This window comes from Anaeromyxobacter sp., assembly GCA_016718565.1.
Lineage (GTDB): Bacteria > Myxococcota > Myxococcia > Myxococcales > Anaeromyxobacteraceae > JADKCZ01.
Genome location: JADKCZ010000015.1, coordinates 14,731 through 31,993, shown reverse-complemented (window position 1 = coordinate 31,993; position 17,263 = coordinate 14,731). Strand labels below are relative to the sequence as shown.

The window sequence follows — 17,263 nt, the reverse complement described above, 5'->3', positions numbered from 1 at the left end:
CGGGTGACGCCACCGAGACCGGGCACGTGGTGGTGCTGGCGCTCGGCGCCCTGGCGGTGAAGGCCGTGGGCATCCCCTGGCTGCTGGCCCGGGCCACCCGCGAGTCCACCGAGCGCCGCGAGGCGGCGCCGCTGCTCGGCTTCCTGCCCACCCTGGTGCTGGGCGCCCTGGGCGTCGTCCTGGCGGTCTGGCTCACGGCGGACGTGGTCCTGCCGGTGCCGGAGCGCCACCCGCTGCTGCTGCCGACCTCCGCCGGGACCGTCTGGTGCGGGCTCCTGCTCATCGTGACGCGCCGCAAGGCGGTCGGGCAGGTGCTCGGCTTCCTGGTGCTGGAGAACGGCGTCTTCGTCCTCGGGCTGCTGCTCTCCGACTTCATGCCGTCCATGGTCGAGGTGGGGGTGCTGCTGGACCTCTTCGCCGCGGTCTTCGTCATGGGGCTGGTGATGTTCGACATCCAGCGGGCCTTCAGCTCCCTCGACACCGAGAAGCTCGCGTCGCTGAGGGACTGAGCCGTGCTCCTCCTCGTCACCGCCCCGCTGCTCCTCGCCGCCCTGGCCTTCGGGATGCCCTGGCCCGGGCGGCGGCCGCTCACGCTGCTGGCCGGCGCGGTGGTGCACTCGGCCACGGTGGCCTGGCTCTGGCGCGCCCCGCCGGCGCCGGCCTTCCAGGGCTGGCTGGCCGTCGACGCCGCCGGCCTGCTGGTCCTGGTCCTGGTGAGCGCCCTCTTCCTGGTCTGCGCGGTCTACGCCCAGGGCTACCTGGCCCGGCGCAGCGACCGCGACAACCGCGCCTTCGTCGGCGGGCTGCTGCTGCTCCTGGCGGCGGTCTCCGCCGTGGCCCTGGCGCAGCACCTCGGCCTCCTCTGGGTGGCCATCGAGCTGACCACCCTCTCGACGGCGCCGCTCATCTACTTCAACCGCACCGAGGCGGCGCTCGAGGCGGCCTGGAAGTACCTGGTGGTCTGCTCGGTCGGCATCGCGCTGGCGCTCCTCGGGACCTTCCTGCTGGCGCTCGCCTCGGCCGGGCCCGGCGGGCCGAGGTCGCTGCTGCTGGCCGACCTGGTGGGGGCGGGGGCCAGCCTGGATCGACCCTGGCTGCGGGTCGCCTTCGTCTTCTTGCTGGCCGGCTACGGGACCAAGCTGGGGCTGGCCCCCTTCCACGCCTGGAAGCCCGACGCCTACGGCGAGGCCCCCGGCCTGCTGGGCGCGCTGCTCTCCGGCGGCGTCACCAGCGTGGCGTTCCTGGCGCTGATGCGGGTGCTCCAGGTCTGCCTGGCCGCCGGCGAGGGCGCCTTCGCCCGCCAGGCGCTGGTGGCGCTCGGCCTGCTCTCCATCGGGCTGGCGGCGGTCTTCCTGGTGCGGCAGCGCGACTTCAAGCGGATGCTGGCCTACTCGAGCGTGGAGCACATGGGCATCCTGGCGCTCGGGGTCGGCCTGGGCGGCGGGGCCACCACCGGGGCCTTCCTGCACCTGCTCTACAACGGGCTCACCAAGGGGGCGCTGTTCCTGGCGGCCGGGAACATCCACCGGGCCTTCGGCTCGAAGCAGGTGGAGCACGTCCGGGGGGCGGCGCGGGTCCTCCCGGTCTCGGGCCCGGTCTTCCTGGCCGCCTTCCTCGCCATCACCGGCTCACCCCCGTTCGCCCCGTTCTTCAGCGAGTTCGCCATCCTCGACGGCGCCCTGCAGGCCGGCGCCTACGGGCCCGCCGCCGCCTACCTCCTCGGCCTGGCCGTCATCTTCGTCGGCATGGGCGCGACGGTGCTCCGCCTGGTGCAGGGGGCGCCCCCGGCCGGGATCGCGCCGGCCCGCATGGGCGACTCGATCCTGACGGCCGGGCCGCCGCTGGCGCTGCTGCTGCTGGTGCTGGCGCTCGGCCTGTGGGTGCCGGCGCCGCTGCGCTCGCTGGTGGGAGAGGCCGCGGCGCTGGTGGGAGGGGGTGGCTGATGCCCGACCGGATCCCGCTCCTCCGGAACGGCCAGGCCATCGACGCCCGGGCCATCCCGCGCCTGGCGCCCCAGGACTTCCAGCAAGTGCTCTCGGACGCCGTCACCGCCGGGGTGAGGGTGGCGGCCTACTACGGCCAGGCCCTGCCCGGAGACCCGGCGGCCACCCTGGTGACGGCGGTCCTGGCCAACGACCCGGAGGGCCGCGTCGGCGTCCTGGCCACCGTCGCCGGCCGGGCGCTGCCGTCGCTGGCCGAGGAGTGCCCCGCGCTCCAGCTCTTCGAGCGGGAGCTGGCCGAGCAGTACGGGGTCGAACCGACGGGGCACCCGTGGCCGAAGCCGGTGCGCCACGAGCGCGCTATGTTGCTGGCTGCGCCGGCTGGGCTGGGGGCTGCGCCGGCTGGGCCAGGGGCTGCGCCGGCTGGGCCGGCTGGGCCGGGCGCCGCCGCAGCTGGGCCGGGGGCCGCCGCGGCTGGAGGGGACCCCCGCGAGGCCGCCGGCCTCCCCGGGGAGGCGCCGTTCTTCGTCGTCGACGGCGAGGAGGTGCACGAGGTGGCCGTGGGCCCGGTGCACGCCGGCATCATCGAGCCGGGCCACTTCCGGTTCCAGTGCCACGGGGAGCACGTCTTCCACCTCGAGATCTCGCTCGGGTACCAGCACCGGGCCATCGAGCGCATGCTGCTCGGCGGGCCCACCCGCCGGACCGACGTGCTGGTGGAGTCCATCGCCGGCGACACCGCGGTTGGGCACGCGGTGGCGGCGGCGCGCGCCCAGGAGGGGCTGGCCGGCGTGGAGGCGCCCCGGCGGGCGCTGGCGCTGCGGGCCGTCGCCCTCGAGCTGGAGCGGCTCGCCAACCACGTCGGCGACCTGGGCGCGCTGGCGGGTGACGTCGGCTACCTTCCCACCGCCAGCGCCTGCGGCGCCCTGCGGGCCGACTACCTGAACGCCGTGGCCGAGCTGTGCGGGAACCGCTTCGGCCGCGGCCTGGTGGTGCCCGGCGGGGTCCGCTTCGACCTCCCGGCCGGCGCCGCGGCGCGGCTGGCGGAGCGGCTCTCGGACACCTGGCGCGCGGTGGAGCAGGCGGCCGGGCTCTTCTTCTCCTCGCCGTCGGTCCGGAACCGCACGGACGGGATCGGGGTCCTCGGGCGCGAGGTGGCGCAGCAGCTCGGGCTGGTCGGCCCTGCGGCGCGCCTCCGGCGTGGCGGTGGACGCGCGGCGCAGCCACCCGTTCGCGCCCTACGACCAGCAGCAGGTGCCGGCGGCCACCGTGACCTCCGGCGACGTCCTGGCCCGCGCCTGGATCCGGCTCGAGGAGGCCCGCCACGCGGCGGGGCTCGTGTTGGGCTGGCTGCGCGCCCTCCCGCCCGGGGCGGTGCGCCAGCCGATGCCCCCGCTGGCGCCGCACCAGCTGGTCGTCTCGCTCGTGGAGGGCTGGCGCGGGGAGGTCTGCCACGCCGTCACCACCGACGCCGCGGGACGGTTCGCGCGCTACAAGGTGGTGGACCCGTCCTTCCACGGCTGGATGGGGCTGCAGCTCGCGCTGCGCGGCCAGCAGATCTCCGACTTCCCGCTGTGCAACAAGAGCTTCAACCTCTCCTACTGCGGACACGACCTGTGATGGACCTCCTGCGGCTGCGGCTTTCCCTGGGCCGCCAGACCATCGCCTACCCGGAGGGGCCGGCCCGCTTCCCCGCGCGCTTCCGCGGGCGCCCGGCGCTCTCGCCGCAGCGCTGCGCCGAGGGCTGCCAGGCCTGCGCGGAGGTCTGCCCCACCGAGGCCATCACCGGCGCTGGGACGCCCGCGCTGGCGCTGGACACCGGGGCCTGCACCTTCTGCGGGCTGTGCCAGGAGGCCTGCCCCGGGCAGGCCATCACCTTCACCCGCGACTACCGCCTGGCCATGCGGGAGCGCGGGGAGCTCGTGATCCGCGGCGACGTCCCCCAGCTGGCGGCGGCGCTCGACGCGCGGATGCGGCGGATCTTCGGCCGGTCGCTCCGGCTGCGGCAGGTCTCGGCGGGCGGCTGCAACGGCTGCGAGGCCGAGCTCAACGCGGCCGGCAACGTGCAGTTCGACCTGTCGCGCTTCGGCATCGAGTTCGTGGCCTCGCCGCGCCACGCCGACGGCCTGGTCGTCACGGGGCCGGTCACCGACCACATGCGGTCGGCGCTCCTGGCCACCTGGGAGGCGCTGCCCGCCCCCAGGCTGCTCATCGCGGTGGGGGCCTGCGCCTGCTCCGGCGGGCCGGTGGCCGGCAGCCCGGCCTGCGCCGACGGGCTGGCCGGGGTCATCCCCGGCGTGGCGGTGGATCTCTGGATCCCGGGCTGCCCGCCGCACCCGGTCACGCTGCTGGACGGCCTGCTCCGCCTCCTGGGCCGGGTCGAGGGCGACGACCTGCGGCTCGAGGGGACCGGCCTGCTCTAGAGCAGCTCGAGCGGGTCGTACTTCACCCGCACGTCCAGCACCACGTTGACCGCGAAGCCCACCGGCCGGGCGTTGGCCTGGCCGCGCATCACCAGCGCCAGCCGGCCGCTCCCCTCCAGCGCCTCGCGCAGCACCGCGCCCGCCTCGGGGGTGGGCGTCACCTCCAGGCTCAGCCCGGTCAGGATGGGCACGTCGTCGAAGCGGCCCAGCACCACGTCGTGGCTGCCGTCCTCCGGGGCGCCGTCGGGCCGGAGGGCCAGCGTGCCCGAGCCGCGGGTGGCGGCGTTGCCGCCGTCCACCGAGACGATGACGGCCCGGGCGGCGCGGATGGTGACCCCCTTCAGGCAGCGCCGGTTGACCCAGGCGTCGCCGCTGGCGGACAGGTCCACGGTCTCGAGGCCCGCCACGCCCTGCGCGGCCTCGTCCACCTGGACCCGCCGGTCGACCGGGAAGGTGGCCGAGGTGCTGCAGCCGGTGAGGGCGAGGGCGACGGCCAGCGCGGTGGCGAGGGTCGGGAGCGCCCGGGAGAGCTTTATGGACATGGAGACCTCCGTGGGTGGGTGGCACCACCAAGACCTCCATGACGCGGTGCGGCCACGCGAAAGATGGGACTGGCCCCGAGCGGGGGCCAGCGGACGCTCGCCGGCGCGGCTCGCCCGCGGCTGGCGGTGAGCGGCCGGACCACCACCCTGGCTGCTTGCGGGGAGGGGCGCGCGGCAGGGCATGATGCCCCCGTGGACCTCACCTACCAGCTCCTCAACGTCTTCACCGTCGAGGGCGTCCGGCTCTCCGGCAACCCGCTCTGTGTCTTCGAGGACGGGCGCGGCCTCGACGCGCCCACCATGCAGGCGCTGGCGCGCCAGCTCAACCTCTCGGAGACCACCTTCGTCCTGCCGCCCACGGCGCCCGGGGCCGCGGCGCGGGTGCGCATCTTCACCCCGGACTTCGAGATGCCGTTCGCCGGCCACCCCACGCTGGGCACCGCCCAGGTGGTGAGCGGACTGGTCGGCGGCGGCGCCGCCCTGGTGCTGGAGCTCGCGGCTGGCCTGGTGGAGGTGCGCCACCAGGCGGGCGGCTGGACGCTGCGCGCCGCCCGGGCGCCCGGGGTGCGGGAGCCGGCGGCCAGCCCCGACGAGCTGGCCGCTTTGGTGGGGCTGCCGCCCGGCGCCGTCGCCCGGCCGCTCTGGGTGGACACCGGGGTCGAGCAGCTGCTCCTGCCGGTGCGCCGCGCCGCCGACGTGAGGGCCGCCCGGCCGGACGCGGCGCGCCTGGCCCTCCACGGCCGCGGCCCGGGCGGCGGGGAGGCCATGGCCTACGTCTTCGCCGAGGTGGCCCCCGGGCAGGTGGCGGCCCGCTTCTTCTTCATGGCGGGCGGCGGGGTGGTGGAGGATCCGGCCACCGGGTCGGCCTGCGCCAACCTGGGGGGCTGGCTCCTGGCCACCGGCGCGCCACTGCCGGCGCGGCTGGAGGTGGCCCAGGGGGAGGACGTCGGCCGCCCGTCCAGGCTCCACCTGCTGGTGGACCAGGCCGGCCAGGTCTTCGTGTCCGGCCAGGTGGTGGCGCTCGGGCGCGGGGTCCTGACCCTGTGACGCCGGGCCTGGCTCAGCGGCCCGGCGTGGTCCAGACGTCGATGCGCCGCACCGCGCCGGTCCGCTGGAAGACGGCCGCCGAGGTGGCCTCGTCGAGCTGGTCGCCGGGGAGCTCTCGCACCGCCCCGTCGGCCCCGGTGACGGCCAGGCGCGGCTCCGCGCCCAGGTGGTAGACCACCGGCACCTGGCAGAGGGTGAAGGCCAGCGAGCCGGGCTCCAGCGCCAGCCGGTCCCGGCGCCCGTCGGCGGCCAGCGGCTCGAAGACCGCCGGCTCGGCCAGGAGCTCGGCGCGGCGCAGCAGGCGAGGCCGGAAGGCGACCCGGCCACCCTGCACCAGCACGCCCAGCTCGCCGAGCCGGATCAGGATCTCCTCCTTCACCTGGCCGGTCATGCCCGGCTGGCGGGCGCCGCCGTGGCCCGGCGTGTGGGAGTAGGCGTCGAGCGGGAAGGCGCCCCAGGCGGCCGGCGACTTCTCGGCCCCGCCCATGCCGGCGTGCATGGCCTGGTAGTGGTCGGCCAGGCGCGCCAGCAGCGCGGCCGGCGCGCCGCGCTCGGCCGCCTCCACGTACCGCTCCTGCACCGCCAGCACCAGCTTGCCCACCATGTGCCAGTAGATGGAGCCCAGCCCCTCGTAGGCGAACATGCTGCCGCTGCGGCCGGTGAAGGCGCGGTGGTGGAAGACCCCCTCGTAGACCTCGAGCACCGCCTCGGCCGCGGCCTGGTCCAGGCCTGGGGCGCCCTCGGCCGAGAGCCCGGCCAGCGCGGCGGCGCAGGCCTCGCCGTTGTGCAGGCCGGCGGCGAAGCGCAGCCGCCCGGCGGCGTCGCGCAGCACGATCCGCTCGTCGCCGGCGGCCAGCAGGCGCGCCAGCAGCGGCGCCGCCTCGAGGGCCTCCTCGGGCACCACGTTCTTCTCCAGGAAGCCGGGCAGGCGGCGGTCCGGGTAGAGCAGGTAGCTCCGCTGGTCGGCCCGGTAAAGGGCGCTCTGGCGCAGGGCGTCCAGCACCCCGCAGGCCACCTCGTCGTCCACGGCCCGGGTGGTGAGGGCCGCCACCTGCCCCTCCAGCATCTCGGCCAGGTGCTGCAGGCCGAAGCCGCGACCGGGCCCGCGCGGCACCAGCACGTTGTAGGCGTGGAAGAGGCCGTCGGGGCGGCGCGCCCCGGCGATGGTGTGGCGCAGGAAGGTCCGGCCCAGCGAGGCCAGCTCCAGCAGCCGGTCCACCGGCGCCGGGGCCGGCGGCGAGAGCCCCCGCCGGTAGACCGCGGCGCGGTAGTCGCCGGCGGCGACCCCCAGGGCGTCCATCAGGGCGCCGCGGCCCGCGTCGTCGAAGGCGCCGCCGCCCAGGCCCGGCTCGAAGGAGCGCAGCGCCGACAGGGTCTTCATGGCCCAGCCGGCCACCTCCGGCGAGAGCGGGGTGGCGCGGCCGGCCAGCGGCGCCAGCAGGCCGGTCAGCACCTCCAGGTAGCGCTCCAGGTGGCACAAGGTCACCATCGACACGCCGGCGCCCACCAGGGCGTTGTTGGCGTCGTTCCACTCCGGGCGCTGGGTGTTCATCCAGATGCCGCCGCCCGGCACGAAGCTGGCCAGCTTGGCCAGCGCCGGCACCAGCAGCTTCTCCGCCAGGGTGACCCGCACCAGGCCCGCGGCGCTCCGCAGCAGCCGGGCGTCGCTGCCCACCTCCCGCACCCCCGCCTGCAGCCGCGCGTCCTTGGCCGCGTCGAAGCGGATGGTGTTGCGCGGGTCGGCCACCATGTCGGCGTAGGGCCGCAGCTCGTAGGGGACGTCGGCGTAGGTGAAGAGCGGCCGCTCCAGCCAGGCGGGCAGGGTGGTGGGCTGGTGCGCCAGCGAGAGCTCCAGCAGCCGGGTCAGGTAGACGATCTGGTGGTCGCCCCAGTAGCCGATGGTGGACCACGGGTGGTCCGGCTCCGGGACCTCCCAGTCGATGCCCGAGCGGCCGATGCGGTACGGGTTGTAGCCGTCCACCGTGGAGGCGTTGACGAACTTGGCCAGGATCTGCCCGGCGAAGCCCGGGAAGCTGCGCGACAGCGCCTCCCAGTTCTGGAAGATGTCCCGCCAGTTGCCCTGGTAGTCGAGCACCGGCGCGCCGAGCCGGTCCTGGACGCGCAGGTCGAAGCGGTTCCAGGGGCGGCTGGGGTCGCCGTGCCGCCGGCTGAACCAGAGCGGCAGGTACTCCTGGGAGAGGCGGGTCAGGTCGGGGTCTCCCTGGCCGTCGACCCGGGCCCGGTGGGCCTCGCGCGGCTCGAGCGCCGGCAGCGCCGCCAGGAAGGCGGCGTGGCGCGCCGCCACCGGCCGGTTGGCGCCGGCCACGAAGGCCTCGAAGTCCGGCCCCGGGATGCCGGTGCCGTGGGCGTAGACCCCGCCCCGCAGGTCGTTGAAGAGCACGTTGGAGAGGTGGTGGGCCGCGGCCAGCCGGTCGGCGCCGAGCTGCTGGGCGTCGGTGTCGGCCAGCAGCTGCTCGATGCGGGCGGCGCCGCGCACCGAGTCGGCCACCGCCTCGGCCGCCAGCGCCGCCGGCTGCTCCAGCTGGAGGCGCAGCGCGGCCACCTCGCGCTGGGTGCGCGCCACGTCGGCCGCCAGCAGCCAGGCCTGCTCGGCGCCGGCGGCCAGGGTCACCTCCGCCTCCAGCAGGTAGGCGCCGCGCTGCCCGCGGGCGGCGTCGGCGGCGGGCCCGAGCCGGCCGCGGGTGAAGGCGGGCAGGGCGTCGGCGGTCAGGTGGACCTGCGCGCCGGGCAGGCCGTGGCTCCAGACCGAGGTGGCGTGCAGCGCCTCCTTGGGCTCGGGCCGATCCACCACCTGGGCGGCCAGCGTGTAGACCGCCAGGGACGAGCCCGGCAGCCGCTCGGCCTGCTTGTAGGCGTCGATGAGCACGCTGAAGCCGCGCTGCAGGTTCTCGTCGGCGTCGCCGGGCAGCAGGTCGAGCAGCCCGTCGAGCAGGTGCACCGTGACCGGGCCCGGGCCGGTGTTGCCGAGGTCGCACTCGCGCAGGAAGCCGAAGCGGGCGCTGCTGCGCCAGGCGGCCCGGAAGCGCAGCCCCAGGTCCTCGTTCTCCTCCTCGAAGACCAGCCGCGTGCCCAGGACGTTCTTGTAGAGCCGGCGCCGCGTCCGGTAGACGAGCCGGTCGTCGTCGGAGAGCGGGCGCCACAGCGCGCGGCGGCCGTCCCGGGTGGCCACCAGCGCGGTGATCGGGCCTGACACCCCGGGCGAGTCGGCCAGCTTGTCCTCGGTGACGTAGGGGAAGAGGGCGGTGGCCGGGCTGCGGCGTCCCGCGGTCAGCCCGCCGTTGCTGGCGACGAAGAGCCACAGGTCGGAGTCGCTCACCAGGCTGGTCAGGAAGGGGGGCAGCGTCTGGGCGTCCTCGATGAGGTAGCAGGCCTCGCCGAAGGCGTGCACCAGCCGGCCGCTGGCGGCGCGGTCGTCGGCGGGGAGGGGGCTCTGACCCAGGTGGACCGACTGCGGCCGTTGCATGCTCGCTCCTCGCCACGGCGGCTCTCGCCGCGCTGCCAGATCGCCAGTGAGGGCCAGGGACGGTCGGCGGAGAGCGGACGGCGCCCCCCGCCGAGGTGGCCCGTGCGCTCCCCGATCGGGCCCAGAAGGAGCGCACGTTGACATCTCGACTACCAGATTGTTAGTTTGTTCGGCAGACAAACAAAGTCAAGCGCTGTTGGGCGAGGCCACAGCAGTCGACTCGCCCGGGTACACCCGCCGACCAGACCCCTGCCGACCACCGGAGCGCCGCGATGACCACTGGACCCCGTAGCCGCACCGCCTCCCCGCACCTCCCTCGCCGGGCCCCGGGCTGGTCGACAGCCCTCGTCCTGGCCGCGGCCGCCGCGCTGGCCGCCTGCGGCGGGGGCAGCTCGGACCCCGGCGACACCACGGCGCCGACCATCGTGGTCACGGACGGCTTCGCCGGGGTCACCGCCACCGGGGACGTGACCTTCACCTTCACCTTCAGCGAGGACGTCGGCTCCAGCTTCACCGCCGCCGACGTCACCGTGGCGGGCGGGACCAAGGGCGCCTTCACCAAGGTGAGCGGCACGGTCACCACCCTGGTGATGGTCCCCACCGCCAACGCGGCCGGGACCCTCACCGTGTCGGTGGCGGCGGGCGCGGTCACCGACCTGGCGGGCAACGCCAACGCGGCCGCCGCCAGCGGCTCGCAGGCCTACGACACCCGGCCGGCCGTCCTCACCCAGATGGCCCTGCCGGTGAGCTTCGACGCCGCCACGGTGAACTACGGCCTGGTCGGCTTCGGCGGCGCCGAGGACTCGACCATCGTGGCCGACCCGACCAACGCGGCCAACCAGGTGGCCAAGGTGGTGAAGTCGGCCACCGCCGAGGTCTGGGCCGGCACCACGGTCACCGCCCTGGACGGCCTGGTCCAGACCGGGTTCTCCAGCAAGGTCCCCTTCGACGCCGCCAACACCAGGATGACGGTGCGGGTCTACTCGCCGACCGCCGGGATCCCGGTCCGGCTCAAGGTCGAGGATCGCCTCGACCAGACCAGGTCGGTCGAGACCGAGGCCCTGACCACGGTGGCCAACGCCTGGGAGACGCTGACCTTCGACTTCACCGTGCCCACGGTCCCGCCGACCGCCGGGCTCAACCTGGCCTTCAACTACGACAAGGCCTCCATCTTCTTCAACTTCGGCGTGACCGGCGCCACCTCGGGCGCCAGGACCTACTACTTCGACGACCTGGCCTTCGTGACGACCGGCGGCGGCGGCGGCAGCGCGGCCACCCAGGTGGTCTTCGCCGACGACTACGCGGCCGGGGTGGCCTTCGCCGGCTTCGGCGGCGCCACCAACGCCGTCTCCGTCGACGCCGCCGAGGCGCACTCGGGCGCGGCGTCCCTGCGGGTGCTGGTCCCGGCCGCCGGCTACACCGGCGGGGCCCTCAAGGCCGCCGCGCCCCAGGACCTGTCGGCCTTCAACGCCGTCAGCTTCTGGGCCAAGGCCAGCCAGCCGGCCACGCTCAACGTCAGCCGGCCTCGGCGACGCCGCGGCGGCCGGCCCGAGCTACAAGGTGGAGTCGCTGCAGATCCCGGTGGACGGCACCTGGACCAAGCACGTCATCCCCATCCCGGTCTCGTCGAGGCTGACGGCCAGCCAGGGGCTCTTCCACTTCGCCGAGGGCGCGGAGGAGGGGGCCTACACCATCTGGTTCGACGACGTGCAGTACGTGGACCTGTCCAGCATCGAGGTCGGGGACGCCGACACCGTCAACGTCGGCTGGCCCAGCCCGACCGTGGCCGTGGGCGCCACCTTCCAGATCAACTCGGCCCCCAACGCCATCGCCTGGGGGCCCCCGGTGCCGACCAACGGCGGCAACCTCACCAACGTGGGCTTCCGCTACTTCACCCTGACCTCGAGCAACCCGGCGGTGGCCACGGTGGACGCCGACGGCGTGATCACCGGCGTCTCCGGCGGCACCGCCAGCATCACCGCCACCCTGGGCGGGCTGGCCGTGGCGGGCCAGGCCAGCGTCACCGTGACCGCGCCGCTGGGCGTGCCGTCCACCATCGCCGCCGCGCCGACGGCGCCCGCCGCCGACGTCATCTCCATGTTCGGCAGCACCTACGCCAGCGTGGGCGTGGACACCTGGAGCACCGGCTGGAGCGGCTGCTGCAACACCCTGACCGACCCGTTCGACATCGCCGGGCACCCCGTCAAGAAGTACGAGCTGCGCCACTTCGCCGGGATCCAGTTCGTGGGCGCCAACGCCATCGACGCCAGCGCCATGGCGTTCCTGCACCTGGACGTCTGGACGCCCAACGGGACCGAGTTCCAGGTCCGCCTGGTCAACGCCGTCGGCGCGGGCCAGACCGAGGCCACGGTGACCTACAACGCGGGCAGCACCCCGGCCCTCACCACCGGCGCCTGGATCTCGCTCGACATCCCGCTCAGCGCCTTCACCGGGCTGGCGGGGCGGAACGCACTGGGCCAGATGCTGCTGCTGGTGCCGACCAGCACGACCGGCGTCTTCTACGTGGACAACGTCTACTTCCGCAAGTAGCGCGAGGCGCGCCGGGCCGGCCGCGCCGCTGCGGCCGGCACCGGGGCGCGTTGACAGGCTGGAGCCCCGGCTCCACCGTGTGGCTGCACCTGGAGGCGAACACATGGCTCCTCGAAGCTGGTTGCTGCGGGCCGCGCTGGCGGTCCTCCCCGTGGTGGTGGTGGGCTGCTTCGACGAGCCGCCGCTCGGCTCCGGGGCGGTCTTCGACGACGGCTTCGCCACCGCCGTCGGCTACGAGCCGTTCCTCAACTCCAAGCTCGACGCCGTCAGCCTGGACACCGGCCAGCGGTACGCCGGGAGCGCCTCGCTGCGCTTCTCGGTCCCGGCCCCGGGCGACCCGGGGGCCGGCCTCTTCGGCTTCTCGGGCGGGGCGGTCACCTCCGGCATCCCCCAGGACCTGTCCGGCTTCACCGCCCTGACCTTCTGGGCCAAGGCCAGCCGCGCCGTGGCCTTCGACAGCTTCGGCCTGGCCAACGACAACACCGGCACCTCCCGCTACCAGACCGAGTGGCAGGGGGTGCCGATCACCACCGAGTGGAGCCGCTTCGTGGTGCCCATCCCCGCCCCGGGCAAGCTGACCCAGGAGCGGGGCATGTTCTGGCTGGCCGCCGGGGACCCGGTCGCCTACCAGGTCTGGTTCGACGAGATCCGCTTCGAGGCGCTCGACCCCACCGGCTGGAACCCGCGCCCGGCCCTGGTGGCGGCCACCCGGGCGCTGGGCGTCGGCGACACCTACCAGGTGAGCGGCACCGCCGTGACCTACGGGATCGACGGGCGCGAGCTCACCATGGGCGTCTTCCCGGCCACCTTCGACTACGCCTCGTCGGCGCCGGCCGTGGCCACCGTGGACGAGGGCGGCCTGGTCACCGCCCACGCCAGCGGCAGCGCCGTCGTCTCGGCGTCGCTGGCCGGGGTGGCCGCGCCGCAGACGGTCACCATCAACGTGGGCGCCGGCCTGTCGCCGCTGGCGGGCCCGCCGACGCCGACCGTGCCCGCCGCCGACGTCATCTCCATCTACAGCGACGCCTACACCGACGTGGCCATCGACAAGATGGCGGCCGACTGGAGCAACGCCTGCACCAACCCGATCTGCCCCCGCTGGTCGGAGGTGACGCTGGGCGGGGACACGGTCAGCAAGTACGCCGAGCTGCTCTTCACCGCCATCGAGTTCACCGGCACCCACGTGGTCGACGCCACCGCCTTCACCCGCGTCCACGTGGACGTCTGGGTCAAGGACGCCGCCTTCTTCAAGGTCAAGCTGGTGGACTTCGGCGCCAACGGCGTGTTCGCGGGCGGGGACGACAAGGAGCACGAGCTGACCTTCAACGCCGGCTCCAGCCCGGCCCTGCTGACCGGCCAGTGGGTCTCCATCGACGTCCCCTTCACCGCCTTCACCGGCCTCACCACCAGGGCCCACCTGGCCCAGTTCGTCATGTCGGCGCCCCCGGCCACCGTGTTCATCGACAACGTCTACTTCCACAGGTAGGTAGGTCGGGGAGCCGCGCCAGGCGGCGCCGGAGGTCGAGGGGGATGGCGGGAGCGAGCAGGATCCGGGGCCAGCGGGGCGCGGGACGCTGGAGGCGCCGGTGCACCGCCCCAACCTCTCGGAGGTGCTGCAGCTCATCTGGCGCGAGCGGCAGATCTCTCGCGCCGAGATCGCCCGCCGCAGGGACCTGAGCCGCTCCACCGTCTCGCAGATCGTCGAGGAGCTGCTGGAGCTGGGGCTCATCAAGGAGGTGGGCGCCGGCGAGTCGAAGGGCGGCCGCCGCCCCATCGTCCTCCAGTTCGACGACGACGCGGCCGTCATCCTGGGGGTCGATCTCGGCGCCACCCACGTGGCCGTCACCCTCACCAACCTGCGCGGCGCCGTGCTGGCCTGGCAGCACCAGAAGCACCCGGTGCGCGACGACCCGCCGGGCGCGCTGGCGCTGGTGAACGAGCTGGCCGAGCGCTGCCTGGCCACCTGGGGCGGCAGCCGGCGGCGCCTGCTCGGGGCGGGCATGGCGGTGCCGAGCCCGGTCGACCCGGCGCGCCCCACCTTCCTCAACGACGTGGTGGTCCCCACCTGGAAGGGCATCGACGTGGTGCAGGGGCTGCGCAAGCGCTTCCGGGTGCCCGTGCTGGTGGACAACGACGCCAACCTGGGCGCGCTGGCCGAGCGCTGGTGGGGCGCCGGGCGCGACGTCGACCACTTCGCCTACATCAAGCTGGCCACCGGCATCGGCTCCGGCTTCTTCGTGGACGGCAAGATCTACCGCGGGGCCAGCGGCATCGCCGGCGAGGTGGGCCACCTCTCGGTGGACCCCCACGGCCTGCCCTGCGGCTGCGGGCTGCGCGGCTGCCTGGTGACGGTGGTGGGCTCGCCGGCGCTGCTCAAGCGGGCCCGCCGGCTCCTGGCCGACCACCCGGGGAGCGCCCTGGCCGGCCGCGAGTTCGGCATCACCGTGATGGAGGACGCCGCCCTGGCCGGGGACGCCCTGGCGCTGCAGGTGGTCCGCGAGGCCGCCGAGCACCTGGGGGTGGCCGTGGCCGGCCTGCTCAACCTGCTCAACCCCGCGGTGGTCATCGTGGGCGGCGGCCTGGCCCGCCTCGGCGACGTGCTCCTCGACCCGCTCCGCGAGGTGGTGCGCACCCGCACCCTGGCCACCTCCATGGCGGTGTCGCGCATCGTCACCAGCCAGCTGGGCGCCCGCGCGGTGGCGGTGGGCGCCGCCACCCTGTTGCTGCAGCGGGCCCTCTCGGACCCGCGTCACTTCCCGGTCGCCTCGGCGGCCCGCTGAGGAGGTCGTCCATGGACCCGCGCCGCCCCACCACCACCCTCCTGCTGGCGCTGCTGGCGCTCGGGTCCACCGGCTTCGGGCGCTGCGGCTCGGGCTGGAAGGTGACCTGGCAGGACGAGTTCGACGGCCCGGCCGGACAGGCCCCGGATCCGGCCAGCTGGAGCGCCGACATCGGCACCGACTGGGGCAACGCCCAGCTCGAGTTCGACACCGACCGCCCCGAGAACGTGGCGCTCGACGGCGCCGGCCACCTGGTCATCACGGCGCGGAAGGAGACCTACCAGGGCAGCGCCTACACCTCGGCGCGGCTGCTCACCAAGGAGAAGGTGGTGACCAGGTTCGGGCGCGTCGAGGCGCGCATGAAGCTGCCGAGCGGGCAGGGGCTGTGGCCGGCCTTCTGGCTGCTGGGGGCCAACATCGACCAGGTCGGCTGGCCCACCTGCGGCGAGATCGACGTGATGGAGTACCGCGGCCAGGAGCCGCTGGTGGTCCACGGCACGCTGCACGGGCCGGGGTACTCGGGCGGCAACCCCATCACCGCCAGCACCTCGCTGCCGGGACCGGCCGGCTTCGACCAGGACTTCCACGTCTTCGCGGTGGAGTGGGACGCCGGGCTGGTGGCCTTCGAGGTGGACGGGCGGGTCTACGCCGCGGTCTCCCGGGAGGATCTCCCGGCCGGCACCAGCTGGGTCTTCGACCAGCCCTTCTTCGTGCTCGTCAACCTGGCGGTGGGCGGCACCTACGTGGGCGCCCCCAGCGCCGCGACCACCTTCCCGCAGCAGCTGGTGGTCGACTACGTGCGGATCTCCCAGCGGGACCCCTGACCGGCCCGGGTCCCAGGCGGGCCGCCGCGCGGCTGGTGGCGGTGGGCGCCCTGCTGGGCGCCCTGGCCTGCGTGCGCGAGCGGCCCCCGGCGCCGCCGGGCGTGCTGGTGGTCTCGGTCGAGCAGGAGGCCTCCTGGATCCGCAACTTCAACCCGCTGACCGGCGCCGCGGTGCCGCGCTGGCCCACCTGGTCCGGGATCTACGAGCCGCTCTTCGTCTTCAGCGCGGTGCGCGGCGAGCAGATCCCCTGGCTGGCCACCCGGGCCGAGTGGCGCGACGGCGGCCGGCGGCTGCGGGTCACCACCCGGTCCGGGGTCTCCTGGAGCGACGGCGCGCCCTTCGGGGCCCGCGACGTGGCCTTCACCTTCGAGCTGCTGCGGCGCTTCCCGGGCCTGGACCGGCGCGGGGTCTGGTCCTGGCTGGGCGGCGTGGAGCTGGTGGACCCGTCCACGGTGGACTTCACCTTCCCGCGGGTCTTCCTGCCGGGGCGCGACGACCTCCTGGCCCAGCTGGTCGTGCCGGAGCACGCCTGGCGCGACGTGGCCGATCCGGTCGCCTGGGCCAACGAGCACCCGGTGGCCACCGGCCCCTTCACCGAGGTGCGGGTCTTCCAGCACCAGGTCTACGAGCTGGGGCGGAACCCCCGCTACTGGCAGGCCGGCCTGCCCCGGGTGGAGGCGCTCCGGTTCCCGGCCTACCCGTCCAACGAGCGGGCCAACCTGGCGCTGGTCTTCGACGAGGTGGACTGGGCCGGCAACTTCGTCCCCGCCATCGACCGGATCTTCGTGGCCCGCTCGCCGGCGGACCACGCCTACTGGTTCCCGCTCACCGGCGCGACCATCTTCCTGTTCGCCAACACCACCCGCGCCCCCTTCGACGACGTGCGGGTCCGCACCGCGCTCAGCCTGGCCATCGACCGCCGCCTGCTGGTGGAGGTGGCGCTGCACGGCTACTCGCGCCCGGCCGACGCCACCGGCCTGTCCGACGCCTACGCCGGCTGGCGCGATCCCCAGGCCGCCGGGGCCGACTGGACGCGCCACGACCCGGGCCGCGCCGGCGCGCTGCTGGACGAGGCGGGCCACCGGGTCGGGCCGGACGGCCTGCGGCGGCTGCCCGACGGGCGCCCCTGGCGCTACGAGATCCTGGCGGTCTCGGGCTGGTCGGACTGGGTGCGCGCGGCCCAGGTCATCGCGCGCGGCCTGCGCCAGCTGGGCGTCGACGCCTCGGTCCGCACCGCCGACGTGGGCGCCTTCACGCAGCGGGTCCAGGAGGGCGACTTCGACCTCACCATCGGCTGGTCGTTCGAGGGGCCGACCCCCTGGTCGGTCTACCGCTGGCTCATGTCGCGCCAGACGGTCAAGCCCATGGGCACCCCCTCCATGTCCAACTGGCACCGCTACGGCAGCGCCGAGGCCGACCGGCTGCTGGCCGCGTTCGAGCAGGAGCCGGACCCGGCCGGCCAGCGGCTGCTGGCCACCGCGCTGCAGCGGGTCTTCGCGGCCGAGGTGCCGGCCATCCCCCTCTACCCCAACCCCTCCTGGGCGGAGTTCAACACCCGCCGCTTCCAGGGGTTCCCCACGGCGGCGCACCCTTACGCCGATCCCTCCCCCAACCGGTTCGACCGCGGCGAGACCCTGCTGGTGCTCACCGCGCTCGAGCCCCGGATCCGGTGA

The 17,263-nt window shown here is 75.0% G+C and carries 12 protein-coding genes and 1 pseudogene; 10 read left to right on the top strand and 3 right to left on the bottom strand.

Annotated features, from left to right (window positions below; translation table 11 throughout):
• The 4 genes and pseudogenes from IPO09_18925 to IPO09_18910 all read left to right on the top strand — a co-directional run.
• Positions 1–509, top strand: a 509-nt coding sequence (locus IPO09_18925) for a hydrogenase (protein ID MBK9519374.1), incomplete at its 5' end; no start/stop codon positions are given.
• Between the two features lie 3 nt (positions 510–512).
• Positions 513–1,943 (top strand): hydrogenase, encoded by a 1,431-nt coding sequence (locus IPO09_18920; protein ID MBK9519373.1) that lies wholly within the window; start codon positions 513–515, stop codon positions 1,941–1,943.
• Positions 1,943–3,560 (top strand): annotated as a pseudogene (locus IPO09_18915) (NADH-quinone oxidoreductase subunit C). The gene IPO09_18920 and the pseudogene IPO09_18915 overlap by 1 nt, the downstream one beginning before the upstream one ends.
• Entirely contained in the window at positions 3,560–4,363 is an 804-nt protein-coding gene (locus IPO09_18910; protein ID MBK9519372.1) for a 4Fe-4S binding protein, read from the top strand. Before IPO09_18915 ends, IPO09_18910 begins: the two are co-directional and overlap by 1 nt.
• Here the strand turns inward: IPO09_18910 and IPO09_18905 are convergent.
• The gene (locus IPO09_18905; protein MBK9519371.1) at positions 4,360–4,905 is read right to left on the bottom strand and encodes a hypothetical protein; all 546 of its coding nucleotides are present in this window, start codon (positions 4,903–4,905) and stop codon (positions 4,360–4,362) included. The two genes, IPO09_18910 and IPO09_18905, sit on opposite strands and share 4 nt — an antisense overlap.
• Before the next feature lie 63 nt (positions 4,906–4,968).
• Here IPO09_18905 and IPO09_18900 point away from each other — a divergent pair, with 63 nt between their 5' ends.
• Entirely contained in the window at positions 4,969–5,952 is a 984-nt protein-coding gene (locus IPO09_18900) for a PhzF family phenazine biosynthesis protein (GenBank protein MBK9519370.1), read from the top strand.
• Between the two features lie 13 nt (positions 5,953–5,965).
• Here IPO09_18900 and IPO09_18895 read toward each other — a convergent pair whose 3' ends face one another.
• Positions 5,966–9,436: a hypothetical protein gene (locus IPO09_18895; GenBank protein MBK9519369.1), complete on the bottom strand. Its 3,471-nt coding sequence runs from the start codon at positions 9,434–9,436 to the stop codon at positions 5,966–5,968.
• 769 nt (positions 9,437–10,205) lie between these two features.
• Positions 10,206–10,373, bottom strand: coding sequence for a hypothetical protein (locus IPO09_18890; GenBank protein MBK9519368.1), 168 nt, complete (start codon positions 10,371–10,373; stop codon positions 10,206–10,208).
• Positions 10,374–10,996: 623 nt separating this feature from the next.
• Between IPO09_18890 and IPO09_18885 the strand changes: the two genes are divergently transcribed.
• The 5 genes from IPO09_18885 to IPO09_18865 all read left to right on the top strand — a co-directional run bounded on the left by IPO09_18885 (position 10,997) and on the right by IPO09_18865 (position 17,263).
• Entirely contained in the window at positions 10,997–11,986 is a 990-nt protein-coding gene (locus IPO09_18885) for an Ig-like domain-containing protein (protein ID MBK9519367.1), read from the top strand.
• Positions 11,987–12,089: 103 nt separating this feature from the next.
• Positions 12,090–13,472 carry an Ig-like domain-containing protein gene (locus tag IPO09_18880; protein MBK9519366.1) on the top strand — a complete coding sequence of 461 codons (1,383 nt, stop codon included), beginning with the start codon at positions 12,090–12,092 and terminating at the stop codon, positions 13,470–13,472.
• 88 nt (positions 13,473–13,560) lie between these two features.
• Positions 13,561–14,766, top strand: coding sequence for an ROK family transcriptional regulator (locus IPO09_18875; GenBank protein MBK9519365.1), 1,206 nt, complete (start codon positions 13,561–13,563; stop codon positions 14,764–14,766).
• 11 nt (positions 14,767–14,777) lie between these two features.
• Entirely contained in the window at positions 14,778–15,590 is an 813-nt protein-coding gene (locus tag IPO09_18870) for a glycoside hydrolase family 16 protein (protein ID MBK9519364.1), read from the top strand.
• Positions 15,591–15,622: 32 nt separating this feature from the next.
• On the top strand, positions 15,623–17,263 hold the full coding sequence (locus IPO09_18865) for an ABC transporter substrate-binding protein (GenBank protein ID MBK9519363.1): 1,641 nt from the start codon (positions 15,623–15,625) through the stop codon (positions 17,261–17,263).

What these genes read in the sequence shown, in the direction of transcription:
- IPO09_18910 (MBK9519372.1), top strand. Translation starts at nt 3,560, where the DNA reads ATGGACCTCCTGCGGCTGCGGCTTTCCCTGGGCCGCCAGACCATCGCC.
- IPO09_18905 (MBK9519371.1), bottom strand. Translation starts at nt 4,905, where the DNA reads ATGTCCATAAAGCTCTCCCGGGCGCTCCCGACCCTCGCCACCGCGCTG.
- IPO09_18900 (MBK9519370.1), top strand. Translation starts at nt 4,969, where the DNA reads ATGGGACTGGCCCCGAGCGGGGGCCAGCGGACGCTCGCCGGCGCGGCT.
- IPO09_18895 (MBK9519369.1), bottom strand. Translation starts at nt 9,436, where the DNA reads ATGCAACGGCCGCAGTCGGTCCACCTGGGTCAGAGCCCCCTCCCCGCC.
- IPO09_18880 (MBK9519366.1), top strand. Translation starts at nt 12,090, where the DNA reads ATGGCTCCTCGAAGCTGGTTGCTGCGGGCCGCGCTGGCGGTCCTCCCC.
- IPO09_18870 (MBK9519364.1), top strand. Translation starts at nt 14,778, where the DNA reads ATGGACCCGCGCCGCCCCACCACCACCCTCCTGCTGGCGCTGCTGGCG.